Below are 19,956 nucleotides of genomic sequence, written 5' to 3' on the forward strand. Positions count from 1 at the left end.
ACTCCTCAAACGAACATCTGGCGGAGACTGGGGCGACGGGGCACGGCGGATTCCTCGTGCCACGCGCCGAGCGCGGCCACCGTCGGCAGGTCGAAGATCTTGCGGATGGGGATCTCGGTTCCCATCTCGGTACGGGCCCGGCTGATCAGCCGGGTGGCGAGCAGGGAGTGCCCTCCGAGTTCGAAGAAGCTGTCGTCGATGCCGACCCGCTCCAGGCCCAGGACCTCGGCGAAGAGCTCGGCCAGGGTCTCCTCGCGGGGGTTGCGGGGCGCCCGGTAGGGGGCGCCGGTGAACTCCGGCTCGGGCAGCGCGGCCCGGTCGAGCTTGCCGTTGGGCATCAGCGGCAGTTCGTCCAGGAGCACGACGGCGGACGGCACCATGAACTCGGGCAGCCGCTCGGCGGTGAACCGGCGGATCTTCTCGGGTTCGGTCTCGCCGGACGGCACCACGTAGGCGACGAGCTGCTTGCTGTTGCCGGCCCCCTGCCGGGCGATGACGACGGCCTGGCCGACCTCGGGGTGGGCGGTGAGCGTGGCCTCGACCTCTCCGGGCTCGATGCGGAAGCCGCGCACCTTGACCTGCGCGTCGCCTCGGCCCAGGTACTCCAGTTGGCCCTCGTCGTTCCAGCGGGCCAGGTCACCGGTGCGGTACATGCGGGAGCCGGGCGGGCCGAACGGGTCGGCGACGAAACGCTCGGCGGTCAGCGCTGCGCGGCCGTGATAGCCGCGGGCCACGTTCCCGCCGACGTAGAGCTCACCGGCCGCGCCCGGTGGCACCGGGTTCAGACCGGGGCCAAGGACGTAGGCCCGCATGTTGCCGAGCGGGGTGCCGACGGGCGCGCTGCCTGTGTGGTCCGGCGTCCGGGCGGAGACGGTGAAGGTGGTGGCGTAGAACGACTCGCTCTGCCCGTAGGCGTTGACGATCCGCACGTCCGGGAAGGCGTCCCGTACCTTCTCGACGAGTGTGGAGGGCAGGGCCTCGCCCGCGAAGACGACCGTCTCCACACGGGTGCGGCCGCGGATGTCGTCGACGATTTCGGCGAAGGCGGACGGCACGGTGGAGATGACTGCGCCGCTCCAGCCCTCCCGGCGGCCCAGGGCCAGGACGTCCGGGACCAGTTCGACGACGCCGCCGGTGGCGAGGGCGGTGAAGATCTCGAACACCGAGACGTCGAAGTTGACCGACGTGCCCGCCAGGAGCCGCTTGCCCGGCTCCATGCCCACCCGGGAGGCGAGCTGCAGCACGCCGTTGACCACGCATGTGTGGGTGACGGCGACACCCTTGGGCTTTCCCGTGGAGCCGGAGGTGTACATCACGTATGCCAACTGCGCTGTCTGGAGCGGCAGTTCGAGGCCGGGGCCGTCTCCGGACAGGTCGAGCGTGTCGAGGAGGACGTCCGGGGCGTCGTGCTCGGGCAGCACCGCGACCGTCGCGGAGTCCGTCAGGACGAGGCGCGGCCGTGCCTCGTCGAGGATGCCCTGGAGGCGGTGGCTGGGGTATTTGGGGTCCACCGGCAGATACGCTCCGCCCGCCTTCAGGACCGCGAGCAGGGCGACGACCAGGTCGGCCGACCGCGGCAGCGACACCGCGACCAGCGACTCCGGGCCCACTCCGCGTGCGGCCAGTTCGCGCGCCAGGCGGTCGGCCCTGGCGTTCACCTCGCGGTAGGTGAGCGATGTGTCCTCGGCGATCACGGCGGTCTCGTCCGGGGTCCGCGCCGCCTGTGCCTCGACGAGTTTGGCGACCGTGACGTCGGGGGTCGGGACGTGGGTGTCGTTGAACTCGACGAGGAGTCGGTCGTGTTCGGCCGGCTCCAGGACGTCGAGCTGCGCGGTCTTCAGGTGGGGGGTGGCCGCCATCTGTTCCAGGATGCGTACGAACCGGGCCGCGTACGCCGCCGTCGTGTCCCGGTCGAGGGCGCCGGGCGTGTACTGGAGGAGGAACGTGAGGTTGGACTCGACCGCCGCCATCAGGGCCAGCGGGTAGTGCGTGCCGTTGGAGGGGCGCAGGCCGGTGATGGCGATTCCGCCGGCGGCCTCGGTGGCGGCGCCGATGCCCTCCTGGTCGACCGGGTAGGACTCGAAGACGACCAGCGTGTCGAAGAGGGACTGCAGGCCGGTGGACTGCTGGATCTGCGTGAGGCTGTAGTGGTGGTGCTCCAGGAGGCCGGCCTGCCGGCTCTGGAGCCGGGTGAGGACCTCGGCGATGGTGTCGCCGGGCCCGTACTTCACCCGTACGGGAAGGGTGTTGATGAACATCCCGACCATCGACTCGACACCCGTCACCGCGGCGGGGCGTCCGGAGACGGTGGCTCCGAAGACCAGGTCCTGGCGGCCGGTGAGCCGGCCGAGCAGCAGCGCCCAGGCGCCCTGGATCAGGGTGTTGATGGTGACGCCGAGCTCGGAGGCGCGCTGGTGGAGTTCGCCGGACACATCGTGCGGGAGGGCGAACTCGATCTGGTCGAGGCCGTCGTCGCCCGCGGCTCCCGGGGCGAGCAGGGTGGGCTCCTCGACCCCGTCGAGCTCGGCCGCCCAGGCCCGTGCGGCCGCGTCCTGGTCCTGCTTCGCGAGCCAGGTCAGGTACTCGCCGTAGCTGCGGGTGCGGGGCAGGCCGGTCCCGTCGCCGTGCGACGCGTAGAACAGCAGCAGGTCCTGCAGCAGCAAGGGCGTGGACCAGCCGTCGTACAGCGAGTGGTGGACGGTCATCACGAGTTCGGACCGGCCGGGTTCGAGAACGACGAGGGCCAGCCGCATCAGCGGCGGGGTGTCCACGTCGAAGTGGTCGGCGCGGTCCTGGGTGAGGAACCGTTCGAGCCGCTCGCTCCGCTCCGCCTCGTCGTACCCGGTCAGGTCGAGGTGCTGCCAGGGCAGGGTCACCCCGTCCGCCGGCACCACCTGGACGAAGTCGCCGTCGGGCCGGTTGACGAACGCCGCGCGGAGGTTGGCGTAGCGGCCCAGCAGCGCCTGTCCGGAGAGGCGCATCCGCTCCGGGTCCACCTCTCCGGAGAGGTGGAAGACGAGCTGCACGTGGTAGGCGTCGAACGAGGATCCGGCCAGCATCGAGTGGAAGAGGATCCCGGACTGGGCGGGGGTCACCGGCCACACCTCGGCCAGGTGGCCGAGCCTGGACTCCCAGGCGTCGATCTCCTCCTGGCTCACGTCGACCAGCGGCGCGTCCGTCGGGGTCATTCCGCCGGCGTCGGACGTCGCCGTGTGCCGGGCCAGGGCGGTCAGCGCCGTGACCCACAGTCCGGCCAGTTCGGTCACCTCGTCCCGGGAGAGCACACCGGTGGGGAAGGCGAAGTAGGCGGTCAGCTCCTCGCCGTCCGGGGTGGCGGCGGCCACCGCGTTGATCTCCAGCGCCGACAGCACCGGCATGTCCGCGTCCAGCGCGGCGATCAGGTCCTGCCGTGTGGTGTCCGGTGCCCAGCCCAGGCCGCGCAGTTCCTCGGGGATGTCCGCGCCGGAGGTCCGGCCGAGGTAGTTGAACCCGATCTGCGGTTCCCGTTCCGCGGCCAGTGCGGCGGCGGTCCTGGGGTTGAGATGGCGCAGCAGGCCGAAGCCCAGGCCGTCGGCCGGAACCGCCCGCAACTGCTCCTTGACCGTCTTGAGCGCCCGGCCGGCGGCCGGGCCGCCGGCCAGCGCGGCGGCCACGTCGATGCCGGCCAGGTCGAGGCGCACCGGATACATCGCGGTGAACCATCCGATCGTGCGCGACAGGTCCGCGCCGGGCACCACCTGCTCCTCTCGGCCGTGCCCCTCCAGGCGGACGAGCGCCGAGGAGGCGGGCACGCCCCGCGTCTGACGCCAGCGGGCCAGTGCCAGAGCCAGAGCGGCCAGCAGTCCGTCGTCGACGCTGCCGCTGAACACCGTGGGCACCGTGTCCAGCACGGCCCTGGTGACGTCGGCGGGCACCTGGACGCGCACCGTGTCCACGGTGGCGGCGACATCCAGCGCCGGGTCCAGCTCCCGTGCTCCGAGCACCGGCTCGTCCTCGTGCAGGATCCGCTGCCACACGGGCAGTTCGGCCACCCGCCGCGCGTCGGCCGCCTCGTCGACCAGGGCATGCGCCCACCGGCGCAACGAGGTGCCCGACTCCTGCGGTTCGGGGGTGCGCCCGTCGCGGACCTGCTGCCAGGCGGCGACCAGGTCGGGTACGAGGATCCGCCAGGACACCCCGTCGACGACCAGGTGGTGCAGCACGATCAGCAGCCGGCCCGCGCCCGTGTCGGAGGTGAACCACACGAACTGCGCCATCACGCCCGCGTCCGGGTCCAGCCGGCCCGCGGCCGCGTTCAGTTCGGCGTGCACATCGGCGTCGTCGTAGGGGACCTCCCTCAGCAGGGTGTTGGCGCGCACGCTGCCGACGGGCTCGATCCGCAGGCCGGGCTCGACCCGGACCAGGCGGGAACGCAGCACGTCGTGCCGGTCCAGGACGCTCTGCAGTGTGGCGGTCAGTCCCGCACGGTCGATGCTCCGGGGAAGGGTCAGCAGTGCGGACATGCAGAACCGGCCGAAGCCGCCGCCGAGGGCGAGCACCTGCTTCGCCGTCGGCATCAGCGGGGCCCATCCGGTGCCGCCGCCCGGCAGCTCCGCCAGGGTGAGGCGTTCCTCCTTGCGTCCTGCGACCAGTTCCGCGAGCCGGGCGACCGTGGGGTTCTCGAAGATCTCCCGTGTGCTGATCTCTATGCCCCGCGTCCTGGCCCGCGCGACGATCTGGATGGAGCGGATGCTGTCCCCGCCGGTGGCGAAGAAGTCGTTGTCGATGCCGACGCCGTCCACGCCGAGCACTTCGGCGAACAGCGCGCTGAGGGTCTCCTCGACCTGATTGCGCGGTGCCCGGCCGATCGCCCCCCGCGCGTCGTCCGGCGGCGGCAGCACCCGGTGGTTCAGTTTCCCGCTCGACGTCAGCGGCAGCTCCGAAAGCGGCACGAACGCGGGAGGGACCATGTAGTCGGGCAGGCGTGCGCGCAGGTACCCGGGCAGCTCGGCGAGCAGCGGAGCGAGCGACCTGGCCAGCGCGGGGGTGTTCGCCCGGACCCGGCCGCCCGCGCTGCCGGGAACGAACGAGGCCGCGACGGGCAGCTGCCCGGTCCGCCGTCCGGGCAGCAGCACCGCTTCGAAGTACCGCTCGTCCTCACCCGACCAGGTGAGGACCGCGTCCCGGCCGTGCTCGCGTGCCCACTGGAGCAGTTCCTGCGGATCGACCGGCCTGCCGGGCAGGGGCGCCGGGTCGAGGAGGCCTGTCGCAACGGTCAGGGCGACCTCCTCGAGCAGCCGCGCGTTGGGTATCCCGGTCACCCGCACCGGGCCGCCCGTCCGGTCCGCGCAGTGCTCGAGGTCGTCCAGGGCGGACACCTCCCGGCCCCACGGCACCGACGGCACGCCGGCCAGGTCGAGCACGTCGGCCGGCTGCTTGTGCAGGACGACCTCGTAGCGGTGGCGGGTCGGCTCGTCGTGCGCCGGTCCGGGCTTCAGCCGGATGTCGACCGCGGCGAAGGCGTCCTTCGCCCACGCGGTGAACCACTCCGGGGCGATCACCAGCTCCTGCTCGGCGAGCAGCGCCTTCTCCGCCAGCGTCCGCAGTTCCTCGTGCGAGGCGTGGGGGTGCTCCGCATGCTGTGCCGCGGTCCAAAAGAGGCGGCGTGTCGCGGCGTTGCGGACGTCGGCGACGATGATCCGGCCGCCGGGCGCGAGGAGGTCCATCGCCTGGCGCAGCACCTGGTCCAGGTACTCGGCGCTCGGGAAGTGGCGCACCGCCGAGTCGAGGAGCACGGTGTCGAACCGGCCACGCGGCAGTCCGGACACATCGTGGGCCGGCTGGGCGCTCAGATGGACCCGGTCGCCGTGTCCGGCCTGTTCGGCCCGGGCCCGGAACCGGTCGGCCACCGGGACCGGGATGCCGGTACCCCAGTACTCCTCGACGTCGCCGACGAGTTCGCCGAGGAGCGGACCGGAACCTGTACCGATCTCCAGCACCCGCCGCGGCGCGAACCTCCGTACCTGTGCCACCGCGGCGGCCTGCCGCTCCAGCAGCTGCTCACGCGGGATCGGTTCGCCGGGGTTCCGGCCCGGCCCGTCGCCGGACGCGGCATGGTGGTCGTGGATCTCGTGCCCCTGGTCCGCCTGGACAGCGCCGTCGGCCACCGCGGCATAGGGCCTGGGCACCAGGTAGCCCACGAGCTGCTTGTCGCCCTGCGGGTTCTCGCGCACCACGACCGCCGCCTGCGCCACACCGGGATGCGTCGTCAGCGCGTGCTCGATCTCGCCCAGTTCGATCCGGAAGCCGCGGATCTTGACCTGGAAGTCGGTCCGTCCGATGTACTCGATCTGACCGTTCTTGTTCCACCGCACCAGGTCCCCGGTGCGGTACATCCGGGTTCCCGGCGCGCCGAAGGGGCAGGCGACGAACCGGTTCGCGGTCAGCCCCGGCTGTCCGAGATAGCCCCTGGCCAGGCCGGTGCCGGCGAGGTACAGCTCGCCGGCGACCCCGGGCGCGACCGGACGCAGCGCCGGATCCAGCACATACACCTGGGTGTTCCAGACCGGGGCGCCGATGGGCAGCCGGTCCGCGCCCGGTGTGTGCTGCCGTGCGGTGACCTCGACCGACGCCTCGGTGGGGCCGTAGAGGTTGTGCGCGGCGCATCCCGGCAGCAGGTCGACGACCTTGTCGGCCAGTTCGGCCGGGAACGCCTCGCCTCCCGCCTCGATCCAGCGCAGACCGGTGCACTCCTTAGCCGCCGGTTCGGCGACGAACACCTCCAGCAGGGAGGGGACGAAGAAGGCTCCGGTCACCCCTTCCCGCCGGATCAGGCCGGCCAGGTACGCCGGGTCCCGCTGCCCGTCCGGTCGCGCGATCACCACGGCCGCGCCGGCCTGCAGCGGTGTGAACGACTCCGGCACCGAGGCGTCGAAGCTCGTGGAGGAGCTCACCAGCACCCGGTCCTCGGCGCCGATCCCGAAGTACGCCCGCCGCCACGCCAGCATGTTCATGACGGACCGGTGCGCGACCTGCACGCCCTTGGGGGCCCCGGTCGAGCCCGAGGTGTAGATGACGTAGGCGGCGTTGTCCGGCGACAGGGTGCGTTCGGGGTTCGTCTCGGGGTATCCGGAGACGTCGGGGAGCCGGTCGTCGAGCACCAGCAGCGGCTTCGCGTCGTCCAGCAGGTACCGCACCCGGTCCTCGGGCAGCTCGGTGCCCACCGGCAGGTAGGCCGCACCCGTCTTGAGGACGGCGTAGATCGCCACCAGCAGATCCACGGAGCGGGGGATCCGCACCGCGACCAGCCGTTCGGGGCCCGCGCCCTGTTCGGCCAGCCAGTGCGCCAGCCGGTTGGCACGCCGGTTGAACTCCCCGTACGTCAGCCTCTCCTGCTCGCCGATCAGAGCGAGCCGGTGGGGGTCGCGCCCGGCCTGGGCCTCGAACGCGCCCGGCAGCGTGTCCGGTGCCACCGGATGCGCCGTGTCGTTGAGCCGGCGCACCAGCCAGTCCCGCTCGTCCCGTGCCAGCACCTCGACGGCGCCGACCGGCACCGACGGGTCTTCGAGCACCTGCTCCAGGATGCGCACGAACCGGTCGACGACGGCGACGGCCGTGCTGTGGTCGAACAGGTCGGTGGCGTACTCCAGCCGTCCGTGGGCGCCCCCGGACGCCTTGGGAACGATGTTGAAGAACAGGTCGAAGTTCGCGGTGCCGGTGACCGCCGGGACGGGGGTGACCCGCAGCCCCGGCATCTCGATCTCCGGCCACACGAACTGCCAGCCCAGCACCGTCTGGAACAGTGGCTGGTGTGCGCTGGAGCGCTGCGGGTTGAGCTGTTCCACCAGCCGCTCGAACGGTATGTCCTGGTTGTCGTAGGCGGCGAGGGCTTTGTCCCGCACCTGTTCCAGCAGGTCGCCGAACGAGGGGTTCCTCGTCAGATCGGCGCGCAGCACCCAGGTGTTGACGAAGAACCCGATCAGGTCGTCGAGCTGCTCGTCGGCACGTCCCTCGATCGGGCTGCCGATCGGCAGGTCCGCCCCCGCGCCCAGCTTGTTCAGCAGGACCGCCAGCGCGGCCTGGGCCACCATCGGTGCGGTGGCACCGTGGTCCACGGCCAGCTTCTGCATCCGGGACAGCAGCTCGGGTGCCAGCGCGAAGTGGACCTCGCCGCCGCGGTAGCTGGCCGTTGTCGGCCGGGGCCTGTCCAGCGGCAGTTGCAGCGGCTGCGGTATGTCGGCCAGCTCCGCCTTCCAGTAGGCGAGCTGCGCCGCGGTGACGCTCTGCGGGTCGTCCTCGTCGCCCAGGACCTGCTGCTGCCACAGCGTGTAGTCCTTGTACTGCACCGCGAGCGGCTCCCACTGCGGCGCGTTCCCCTGGTGGCGGGCCGCGTACGCCGACATGAGATCCCGCAGGAACGGTCCCATCGACGCCCCGTCCGCGGCGATGTGGTGGAACACGAACACCAGGACGTGCTCTTGCGGAGCGACCCGGAACACGGTCGTGCGCAGGGGAAGTTCCGTGACCACGTCGAACGTCTCGCGCACGGCCTCGTGCACCGCGGCGTCCACCGCGTCCGCGGCGACCTCGACGACCCGGAAGGGCGGGACGGCCTCCTCGGGAGGCAGGATCCGCTGCTCCCCCGTGCCGTCCGCGTTCTCGGCGACCAGGGTGCGCAGGCTCTCGTGCCGGGTCGCGACGTCCGTCACCGCCGCGGCCAGGGCCGTCGTGTCCAGGGTCCCTTCGAGGCGCAGCGCGAAGGGGACGTTGTAGGTCGCGGAGGGGCCTTCCAGCTTGTGGAGAAACCACATCCGCCTCTGGGCGAAGGACAACGGGATCATCGACGGTTCTCCTGTACGGTCATCGGTCGCAGCCGGGGGCGTTTCGACGGGGCCAGGTTCTTGATCTGCTCGGCCAGTTGGGCGACGGTCGGATTGCGGAACACCGTCGTGACCTTCACGTCGGCGTCGAGTTCGCCGCGTATGCGGCCGATCAGCCGGGTGGCCAGCAGGGAATGCCCGCCGTGGTCGAAGAAGTCGATGTCGATGCCGACCTCCTCCACGCCGAGCAGCTCGGCGAACAGCCGGCACAGGACTTCTTCCTTGGGGTTGCGCGGCCCTCGTCCGGTCGCGGCCCGGGTGTGCCCGGGTGCGGGGAGCGCGTTGCGGTCGAGCTTCCCGCTCGGTGTCGTGGGGAGGGCGGCGAGCGGCACGATCGCCGACGGGACCATGTACTCCGGCAGGTGTTCCCGGGCCAGGTCCGTCAGGGCCGTGACGTCCGGCCCGGCCGGGTCCGCGGTGCGCTCGCCCGGCACCACGTAGGCGACCAGCCGCTGGTCGCCGGGGCGGTCCTCCCGCACCACGGCCACCGCGCTGTCGACGTCCGGGTGCGCGGCCAGGACCTGTTCGATCTCGCCGAGCTCGATGCGGAAGCCGCGGACCTTGACCTGGAAGTCGGAGCGGCCGATGTACTCGACCTGGCCGTCCTCGCTCCAGCGCACGACGTCGCCGGTGCGGTACATGCGGGCGCCGGGCGGGCCGAAGGGGCAGGCCACGAAGCGGCCCGCGGTCAGCGCGCTCTGTCCGAGGTAGCCGCGGGCGAGCTGGTGGCCGGCGAGGTACAGCTCGCCGGTGACTCCGGCCGCGACGGGGCGCAGGGCCGCGTCCAGGACGTAGACCTGGGTGTTCCACACCGGTGTGCCGATCGGCAGCCGGTCGCTGCCGGGTACGTACCGGTGGGCGGTGACCTCGACGGCCGCCTCGGTGGGCCCGTAGAGGTTGTTGGCGGTGCAGTTCGGCAGCAGTTCGGTGAACCGCTGGGCCAGCGCGGGCGGGAACGCCTCGCCGGCGACCTCGATCCAGCGCAGGCCGGTGCAGTCCTTGGCGGCGGGTTCGGCGACGAACGCCTCCAGCAGGGAGGGCACGAAGTCGGCGCCGGTGACGTGTTCGCGGCGTATCAGTTCCGCCAGGTAGGCGGGGTCGCGGCGGCCGTCGGGGCGGGCGATGACGACGGCGGCGCCGGCCTGCAGGGGGGCGAACAGTTCCGGTACCGACACGTCGAAGCTTGCCGTGGTGCTCAGCAGCACCCGGTCCTCGGGCGTGACGTCGAAGTGCGCGAGCCCCCAGCGGAGCCGGTTCATGATGGCCCGGTGGGCCACGGGGACGCCCTTGGGGCCGCCGGTGGAGCCGGAGGTGAAGATGGCGTAGGCGGCGTTGTCCGGCGACAGGGTGCGTTCGGGGTTCGTGTCGGGGTGGACGGAGACGTCCGGGAGCCTGTCGTCGAGGACCAGCAGCGGCTGTGCGCTGTCCAGGACGTGCTGCACCCGGTCCTGGGGCAGTTCGGTGTCGATGGGCACGTAGGCGGCGCCGGCCTTGACGACGGCGTAGATCGCCACCAGCAGGTCCACCGAGCGGGGGATCCGGACGGCGACGAGCTGTTCGGGGCCGGCGCCCTGTTCGATCAGCCAGTGGGCGAGGCGGTTGGCGCGGGCGTTGAACTCGGCGTAGGTCAGCCGCTCGTCCTCGCCGATCAGGGCGAGGCGGTCGGGGTCGCGGGCGGCCCGGGCCTCGAACGCGTCCGGCAGGGTGGTCGCGGTGACGGGGTGCGCGGTGTCGTTGATCTGCCGCACCAGGCGGTCGTGTTCCTCCTCGCCCAGCACGTCCACGGCGCCGACCGGCACCGACGGGTCCGTGAGCACCTGCTCCAGCACGCGCACGAGCCGGGCGGCGATGGTCTCGGCCGCCTGGTGGTCGTAGAGGTTCCTCTGGTAGTCGAGGGACAGGCGCAGGTAGGGGTCGGAGGAGTTGAGGGTGAGGGGGTAGTGCGAGCCCGCGAACGGGCGGATGGCGTCGATCGTGAGACCGGCCGAGGCGTTCGCGTCGACGATGCCCTCACGGTCGATCGGGTAGTTCTCGAACACGACGATCGTGTCGAACAGGGTGGGCAGTCCGACGCCGCGCTGGATGTCGGCCAGTCCGTAGTAGTGGTGGTCGAGCAGGCTGATCTGCCGGTTCTGCAGATCGGTGATGACCTCGCCCAGGCTGCGGCCGGGCCCGCACAGCGCCCTGGTCGGCAGGGTGTTGATGAACAGGCCGACCATTTCGTCCGAGCCGATCAGGTCCGCCGGGCGGCCGTTGACGGCGGCGCCGAACACCACGTCCTGCTGCCCGGTCAGCTTCGAGAGCAGGATCGCCCACGCCCCCTGCAGGAGCGTGTTCAGGGTGACCCCGAGTTCCGCGGCGCGCCGGGCGAGTTCGCGCCCCTGGTCGATCGACAGGGGTACCTCGACCCGTCCCAGGGAGGACGCCTCCCCCCTGAGCGCGATGTCCGCGGCCACGAGGGTCGGCTGGTCGAAGCCGTCGAGCTCGGTCTTCCACCGGGCGGCCGAGGCTTCGCGGTCCTGCTGGGACAGCCAGGCCAGGTAGTCGCCGTAGCTGCGGACCGGGGAGAGCTCGCCGGTGCCCGCGTACAGCCGGACCAGATCGGTGATCACCAGGGGCGAGGACCAGCCGTCGAAGAGGGTGTGATGCGCGGTGATGATGAGCTTCGCCTGCCGCGGCCCGCAGGTGAGCAGGGCCAGGCGGAGCAACGGCGGGCGGGTGGGGTCGAGTTGGTCGGCCCGGTCGTCGGCGAGGGCCGCCTTGAGGGCCGCGTCCTGCCCGGCCTCGCCGTGACCGGTCAGGTCGATGTGCCGCCAGGGCAGGGTGACGTGCTCGGCCACGATCTGCACCGGGTCGCCGTCGGCGGTGGTGAGGAACGCGGAGCGCAGGTTCGGATACCGCTCGAGCAGGGCCTGTCCGGCGGCCCGCAGGCGCGCCGGGTCCACGGGTCCGGACAGGTGCAGGACGAACTGCATGTGGTAGACGTCGAAGGTGCCGTCGGCGAGCGCCGCCTGGAACTGGATGCCGGACTGCCCCGGGGCCTGCGGCCACACCTCGGCCAGCCGGCCGTAGCGCTCCTCCCACGCCTCGATGTCGTCCTGGCGCACCGTGACCAGCGGGGCGTCCGAGGGCGTGAGCCCGCCGGTCCCCGGACGGGCGGCGTGCGCGGCCATGCCGTGCAGCACCTCGACCCACAGCTCGGCCAGCTCCGCGGTCCGCTCGCGGGAGAGCAGCCCGGTGGGGAACAGGAAGGCGGCCCGCAGCCGGGGGCCGTCGGGGGTGTCCGTGACGACCGAGTTGACCTCCAGCGCGGACAGCGCGGGCAGGTCCGGGTCGGGTTCGGCGATCAGCTCGGCGGACCAGGACGCCGGTCCCCATCCGTGCGCGCGCAGGTGCTCGGGCACGTCCGCCTCGGAGATCCGGCCGAGGTAGTTGAACCCGATCTGCGGCACCGGGTACTCGGCGAGCTGTTCCGCGCTCTCCGGGTTCAGGTGGCGCAGCAGTGCGTACCCCATGCCCTTGTCCGGGACCGCGCGCAACTGCTCCTTGACCAGCTTGACCGCCTGCCCGGCCGCGGGGCCGCCGGCCAGCACGTCGGCCAGGTCCACCCCCCGCACGTCGACGCGGGCCGGGTACATGCTGGTGAACCATCCGACGGTCCGGGACAGGTCGGCCCCGGGGGCGATGTCCTCCTCGCGGCCGTGCCCCTCCATGCGGACCAGGGTCGAGCGGTCCGCGCCGCGCCACCGGTTCACCGCCAGGGCGAGGGCGGCGAGCAGCACGTCGGTCCCGGTGCCCTTGAACGCCGCGGGGAGCTTGGTCAGCACCGCCTCGGTGACCTCGGCGGGCAGGTCCACCCGCACGGTGTCGAGCGTGGACCACACGTCCACCGCCGGGTCGAACGCGCGCGTGCCCAGCGGGGGGTCGGTCGCCTCGAGCAGGTCCCGCCAGTACGCCAGTTCCGCTTCCCGTCGCGGCGAGAGCGCCTCGTCCGCCAGCGCCGATGCCCAGCGGCGGGCCGATGTGCCGACCGCGGGCAGTTCCGGCGTCCTGCCGGAGCGGACCTGCTGCCAGGCCTCGGCGAGGTCCGACATGAGGATGCGCCAGGAGACGCCGTCCACGACCAGGTGGTGCAGCACCACGAGCAGTCTGCCCGCGCCCGAGGGCGGGGCGAACCAGACGAAGTCCGCCATGGTCCCGGCCTCCGGGTCGAGCCGGCCGGCCGCGTCGTGCAGCTCCGCCTTCGCCGCCGCCAGCGAGGACGGCTCCTCCCAGCGGCCGTCGCAGCCGACCTCGCGGATCAGGTCCGCCGCCCGCACGGTGCCCCTCTCCCGGACGAGGAGGGACGGCTCGTCGCCGTGCACCAGCGTCGCGCGCAGGAGGTCGTGCCGGTCGAGCACCGCGTCCAGTGTCGCGGCGAGGCCGTCCGCGTCGATGCCCGCGGGCAGTTCGAGGACCATCGACATGGCGAACCGCCGGGTGCCGCCGCCGTGCTCGAACACGTGCCGCGCCACCGGCTGCAGCGGCATCGGGCCGACGCCGCCGCTCTCGTCCTCCTCCAGCGCGGGCACCCGGTCCCGGCGGGCGGAGGCCACCTCGGCGAGGCGGGCCGCCGTGCGGTGTTCGAAGATCTCCCGGGTGGAGAGTTCCAGGTCCCGGGCCCGGGCCCGGGCCACCACCTGGATCGACCGCAGGCTGTCGCCGCCGGCCGCGAAGAAGTCGTCGTCGATGCCGACCCGGTCCACCCCGAGCACGTCCGCGTACGCCGCCGTGATGATCGTCTCGGCCTCGGTGCGCGGCTCCCGGTAGACCTCGCCGAGGAACTCCGGTTCGGGCAGGGCCGAGCGGTCCAGCTTGCCGGTCGCGCCGAGCGGCAGCCGGCCAAGAGCCACGAAGGCGGAGGGCACCATGTAGTCGGGCAGCCGTGCGGCGACGAACTTGCGCAGTTCGGCGGCCGAGGCTCCGGCCAGCACGTCCACGTCGCCGATGCCGCCGGCGCCGTCGTCACCGACGCCTCCCTGGCCGGTGTGCACCACGTACGCGACGAGCCGCCGGCCGCCCGAGGGCACCTCCCGGCTGATCACCACCGCCTCGCTGATGCCGGGGTGCCGCGTGATCGCCGCTTCGACCTCGGCCGTCTCGATGCGGAAGCCGCGTACCTTCACCTGGCCGTCGCCGCGCCCGACGCACTCCAGGTGCCCCTCGGCGTTCCAGCGGGCCAGGTCGCCGGTGCGGTACATCCGCTCGCCGGCGGGGCCGAACGGGCTGGCGAGGTAGCGTTCGGCGGTCAGGCCCGGGCGGCCGTGGTAGCCGCGGCCCAGGCACGTCCCGGCCACGTACAGCTCGCCGATCACGCCCTGCGGCACCGGGGCGAGTCCCGGGCCGAGCACGTAGGCGCGCATGCCGGCCAGCGGGGTGCCGATGGGTGCGACGTCGGCGTCGGCCCACTCCTGGGCCGCCGCCAGGGAGAACGTGGTGGCGTAGAAACTCTCGCTCTGCCCGTAGGAGTTCACGATCCGCACGCCGGGCAGGGCCTCGCGCACCTGCCGCACCAGCCGGCCCGGGAGCATGTCGCCCGCGAACACGACCGTGCGCACGTTCGGCGTCTTGTCCAGGTGGCCCACCAGTTCCCCGAGCACCGAGGGGACCCCGCTGATCACGTGGCCGTCCCAGTGGTCGCGCTCGCCGAGCGCCAGCGCGTTCGCCACCACCTCGGCCGTGCCGCCGGTGGTCAGGGTGGTCAGCAGCTCGAAGACCGAGACGTCGAAGTTGACCGAGGTGCCGGCCAGCATCCGCCACCCGGGCGGCGTGTCCAGGACGCGCACCAGTTCCCGCACGCCGCCCACGACATTGCGGTGGGTGATCGCCGCGCCCTTCGGCTCGCCCGTGGAGCCGGAGGTGTACATCACGTACGCCAGGTTGTCCGGGCCCAGCGGCGAGAGGCGGGTCGTGTCGTCCGGCGCCCCCGCGGGCGTCTCCCATCGGCCGCGGTCGTCGAGGTTGACGGTCGCGAGGTCGTCGCCGGGCAGGTCCCGTGCTGTCGCGGTGTCGGTGACCGCGAACCGCGGGGCCGCCTGGGACAGCACACGGTGCGCCCGCCCGCCGAGGTACTGCGGGTCCAACGGCACGTACCCGGCACCGGACTTGAGGATCCCGAGCAGGCCGGCCACCAGGTCCTCGGTGCGCGGCAGCGCGAGGAGCACCAGGTCCTCCGGCCCGGCGCCGCGCCGGATCAGCTCCCAGGCGACACCGTTCGCCCTCTCCTCGAGCTCCCGGTAGGTCAGCGTCCGGTCGTCGCACACGATCGCCGGGGCGTCGGGCGTCCGGGCGGCCTGGCTCTCGAACAGCTCCGGGACCGTCAGCCCGGACGCCGCCGCGCCGTTGCCGTCGAACCGGGTGAGCAACAGGTCCCGCTCGGTGGCGTCGAGCACGTCGAGGGTGCCGATCGCGCGCCGCGGGTCGGCCACGAGCCGGCCCAGCACGCGGACGAACCGCTGCGCGATGCTGTCGGCCGTGTCCTGGTCGAACAGGGCGGTGGCGTACTCAAGACGGCACTGTGCCCCGCCCGAGCCGTCCGGGAGCAGGTCGAAGAACAGGTCGAACTTGGCGGTCCCGGTCTCGAGGCGCTCGGCCCGGACGTCGAGGCCGGGCAGTTCCATGGGCGGCACGGGCGGCTGCCAGGAGAGCATGACCTGGAAGAACGGGTTGTAGGCGGTGGACCGGTCCGGGTTGAGCCGCTCCACCAGCCGCTCGAACGGCAGGTCCTGGTTGTCGTACGCGGCCAGGGACTGCTCCCGCACCCGCTGGAGCAGGGTGCGGAAGGTCGGGTTGCCGGAGAGGTCGACGCGCAGCACCCAGGTGTTGACGAAGAACCCGACGAGGTCGCGCAGTTCCTCGTCGGTGCGGTCGGTGATCGGCGCGCCGATGGACACGTCGTCGCCGCACCCGAGGTGGTGCAGGAGCACCGCCAGGGCCGCGTGCATGACCATCGACACCGTGGTGTCCAGTTCCGCGGCCAGCTTCTCCACGGCCCCGAGCAGGCCCGGGTCGATCGAGAACGGGATCCGGTCGCCCTCGGGGCTGATCACCCTGGGGCGCGGGCGGTCGGTCGGGATGGCCAGCGGCTGCGGCAGATCGGCCAGCGTCTCACGCCAGTAAGCCAGTTGCCGGGCCGAGACGCTCTGCGGGTCGGACTCGTCACCGAGCACGTCCACCTGCCACAGCGCGTAGTCCGCGTACTGCACCGGGAGCGGTTCCCACGCCGGGGCGCCGCCCTGGCGGCGGGCGGCGTACGCCTCGGTGAGATCGCGGAACAGCGGCCCGAACGACTCCCCGTCCACGGCGATGTGGTGCGCCACCACGACGAGGGTGTGCTCGCGCGCGCCGCTGCGCACCAGCGTGGCGCGGATCGGCGTGTCGGCGGCCAGGTCGAAGGTCTCGGTGGCCGCCTTCGCGACCTCCGTCTCCCGCTCCTGTTCCCCCGCGGCCGTCACGACCGGCAGGACGAACGGCTGGTGACCGGACGTCAGCACCTGCTGATGCGGGATGCCGTCGTCGCCCTCGACGATCACCGTGCGGAGGATCTCGTGCCGGTCGATGACGTCGCGGAGCGCCGCCCGCAGCGCGTCCACGTCCAGCTCACCGGTCAGCCGCAGGGCGAACGCGCCGTTGTAGGTCGGCGAAGGGCCTTCGAACCGGTCCACGAACCACAGCCGGCGCTGCGCGAACGACAACGGGATCATTGTGTCTCCAAAATCGGCGGAACCAGGGAGCAGGTCGTCACTCAGTTCTGGTCGAGCAGGGTCAAGAGTTCTTCGTTGTAGAAGTCGTCGATGGAGCACGCTCCCGACAGCGTCGAGAAGTAGCGGTCGATGTGCTCCTGGTGACCGACCAGCTTCCGCAGCATCTCCGTGCGCCCCTCGGGCTTGAGCTCGGCGACGTTGAGGGCGCCCTGGTACTGGCTGAGGGCTTCGTCGCCCAGCTCGTTCTCGTAGCGCCTGAGCGCCCGCTTGAGCGCGGCGTCGTCGTGCAGTGCCTCGCCGATGCGGTCGGTGAGGGACTGGGCCTGGACGAAGGCCTCGGTGATGCCGCGGGCGGTGATGGAGTCCTTGTGGGTCACCGCGTCACCGACCAGCACCCATCCGGGTCCGTAGGCCTTGCGGAAGAAGTTCTCCTGGTGCCCGGTGCCGTACATCTGCTCCACGCGCTCGCCGGCCGACATCCGCTCGTACAGATCGGGGGCCGTCGTGCGGACGGCTTCGAGGTAGGCGGGTTCCACCGCCTTGCGGACCTCGTTGTAGTCGTCCTGCGGGAAGTAGGTCATGATCAGCTTGAGGTCGTCGTTGGTGGGGATGGCGGCGACCCAGCGTCCGGGCCGCTCGTACAGTTCGAAGCTCGAAGGGACCCCGGACCAGTAGCTGTAGTAGACGCAGGTCGCCCGCGCGTGCTCGATGACCTTCGGCGCACCGACCTTGCGGGCCACCAGCGAGCGCATGCCGTCCGCGCCGACGACAAGGCGTGCCCGGTCGGTCGCCTCGGCGCCGCCGGGCGTCGTGTACCGCACCCCGACGACCCGGTCGTCCTCGAACAGCAGATCGTTGACGGCGCAGGACTCGCGGAACTCCACGCCGGCGGCCACGGCGCCCTGCGCGAGGACCGGGTCGAGCGCGTACCGCCTCGGCGCGTACGTGGTCGTCAGGCCGTCGATCGGCAGGGAGAAGCCGTCGATGCGGACACCGGGCCCCTCGTAGCTCTCGTGGGTGATCGGCCGGCAGCCCGTGTCGCGGACCTTGTCGAGCAGCCCCCACCGGTTGAGCAGCGCCACGCCCTGCATGTGGATGTAGTGCGAGGACAGGGTGTCCTGCGGGAACCGCGCCTTCTCCAGGAGCAGCACGCGATAACCCTGCTGGGCGAACAGCATGGCCGTCGGCGAACCCGCGCAACGGGCACCTATGACAATCACGTCGTACATGGCACCTCTCTAACCAGGTAGATTTTTCGATCCAATGCGGCCGCAGCCGAAAATCTATTGCCATTGCTCGCACTGTCGGCACGGCGGACGAAAACAATCGTCATAGGGCACGAATTCGATGCTATCGATCCGGGCAGGCGGAAGAAACAGAACTCCCGAGAGAAATGCCCGTCACCGTTCCGCCGTGTCTCGCCGGCGAGACACGGCAAAGGACTGTCCGCGTCGGACGCTACGGGGTCGCGGCCTTGGCCTGGGATTCGATGTACGCGGAGATGGAGGCGACCGTCGGGTTGAGGAACATCTGGTCCATCGGGACCTCGACGCCCAGTTCCTCCATGAAGGCGCCCTGAATATTGACCATGATCACGGACTGGCCGCCCAGGGCGAAGAAATCGTCGTCGACCGCTATTTCATCGCGCTGGAGTTCCCGGCACCAAATGGCACGCACGCTGTCGGCAGTCATCGCTGTCCTTGTCTTTTCCGTCGTGGTCCGTCCATCACGCCGTCATGCCGCTGTCGGCGTACTGCTTCTTCAGCGCATCGGTCAGTGCCGCGCGGTCGACTTTCCCGTGCGGGCTGAGCGGAAGCCGCCGGATGTTCACGAATTTGGCCGGGACCATGTTCCGCGGCAGTGTTCGCGAAAGGCGGGTGCGCACGTCGTCCTCGGTGAGGTCGTCCGCCGCCGGGACGATGAACGCGGCGAGCTCGGCCTCCCCGGAATCGGTGTGCACGACCGCCACGGCGGCCTCCCGGACCCCGGCCAGCCTGCCCAGCGCGCGCTCGATGTCGGTGGGATCGATGCGCATCCCCCGCACCTTGACCTGTGCGTCCATCCGGCCGGTCACGACGAGTTCGCCGCTCTCGGTCGCATAGCCGCGGTCGCCCGTGCGGTACAGCCTGCGCGGCGTGCCGTCGACCTCGATCGTGGTGAACTTCTCGTTCTCGGGGCCTGTGCCGCCCAGGTAGCCCGCTCCGACGCCGGCGCCGGCGATGCAGATCTCGCCGTACTCCCCCGTCGCGACCCCGTGCGACCGCTCGTCGAGGAGGTGGATGTCGGTGTTGTAGGCCGGCCTGCCGACCGGTGCGATGTCCTGTTCGCCGGCCCGGTATCCGGCGAGGTCGTAGGAGGTGGCGACATCCGTGCACTCGGCGACGCCGTACTGGTGCAGGAGGGTGCAGGTGTTGCCCTCGCGCCGCGCCCAGTCGGTGAGCCGTTCGGCCTTCAGTGCCTCCCCGCCGAAGAGCACGTAGTCGAGCCGGGCCAGGGCGTCACCGCCACGTGCCGTCTCCCAGTCCACCAGCACGTACAGCGTGCTGGAGGCGCAGTGCACCACGCGTATGTCGTGCTCGGTCAGGATGCGGTAGGCCATCATGGCGTCGAAGTTGCGGCTCGCCATCAGGTACTGGGTGGCGCCGCAGAACAGCGGTGTCATCAGGGCGCGCTGGGAGAGGTCGAAGCCGAACGCGCTGACGACCAGGTTGTTCGACCCGCTGTGCAGGCCGTACTCGAGGGTCAGCCAGTTCATCAGGTTGAACCAGCCCTCGTGCCGCACCGCGGTCAGTTTCGGTGTGCCGGTCGAGCCGGAGGTGAAGACGGCGTAGCAGATGTCGTCCCCGGTGACGGTGACGGCGGGGGCGGTCGCCGGGAGGGCCGCCAGGTGTCCGGAGAGCTGCTCGAGGTCGATGACGTCGACGGCCGCGGACTCGACCGACCGGGCGGTCGCGGGCGAGGCCACGATCAGGGCGAGAGCGGGGACCTGGCCCAGCAGCAGCCGCAGCCTCGCCTCCGGGTAGGCCGGGTCGAGCGGTACGTAGGCGGCGCCCGCTTTGAGCGTGCCGAGGATGGCGACGAGCATGTCGATCGAGTAGTCGAGGCAGATGCCGACCTTCGCGCCCCGGCCGTGTCCGCGCGCGGCGAGGAAGTGCGCGAACCGGTTCGCCCGCACGTCCAGCTCCGCGTACGTCACCTGCCGGCCGGCCCGGACGACGGCGACGGCGTCGGGCGTGGTCTTCGCGTGTGTCTCGAACTGCTGGTGGACGACGGGCGCCGAGGGCAGGGCGACCCGCTTTCCCTGAAGGATCATCAACTGGCTCCGATGCGAGAGGTGTCCGGTCGGACGGGCCGCC

5 protein-coding genes are annotated in these 19,956 nt (G+C 71.8%); all 5 read right to left on the minus strand.

What is annotated here, in order from left to right:
- Positions 1–5: 5 nt before the first annotated feature.
- Complete coding sequence (locus tag ACIQ7M_RS33470) at positions 6–8,819, minus strand: amino acid adenylation domain-containing protein (RefSeq protein ID WP_403651284.1); 8,814 nt, start codon at positions 8,817–8,819, stop codon at positions 6–8.
- A complete protein-coding gene (locus tag ACIQ7M_RS33475) occupies positions 8,816–16,600 on the minus strand; it encodes an amino acid adenylation domain-containing protein (RefSeq protein WP_403651286.1) in 7,785 nt (2,594 codons plus the stop codon). Before ACIQ7M_RS33475 ends, ACIQ7M_RS33470 begins: the two co-directional genes overlap by 4 nt.
- Before the next feature lie 41 nt (positions 16,601–16,641).
- The gene (locus ACIQ7M_RS33480) at positions 16,642–17,829 is read right to left on the minus strand and encodes an NAD(P)/FAD-dependent oxidoreductase (protein ID WP_389841296.1); all 1,188 of its coding nucleotides are present in this window, start codon (positions 17,827–17,829) and stop codon (positions 16,642–16,644) included.
- Positions 17,830–18,058: 229 nt separating this feature from the next.
- Positions 18,059–18,292: a phosphopantetheine-binding protein gene (locus ACIQ7M_RS33485; protein WP_355775847.1), complete on the minus strand. Its 234-nt coding sequence runs from the start codon at positions 18,290–18,292 to the stop codon at positions 18,059–18,061.
- 34 nt (positions 18,293–18,326) lie between these two features.
- On the minus strand, positions 18,327–19,913 hold the full coding sequence (locus ACIQ7M_RS33490; RefSeq protein WP_403651289.1) for an amino acid adenylation domain-containing protein: 1,587 nt from the start codon (positions 19,911–19,913) through the stop codon (positions 18,327–18,329).
- Between the last annotated feature and the right edge of the window lie 43 nt (positions 19,914–19,956).

Origin of the sequence: Streptomyces sp. NPDC096324 (assembly GCF_044763015.1) — a bacterium.
Classification (GTDB): domain Bacteria; phylum Actinomycetota; class Actinomycetes; order Streptomycetales; family Streptomycetaceae; genus Streptomyces.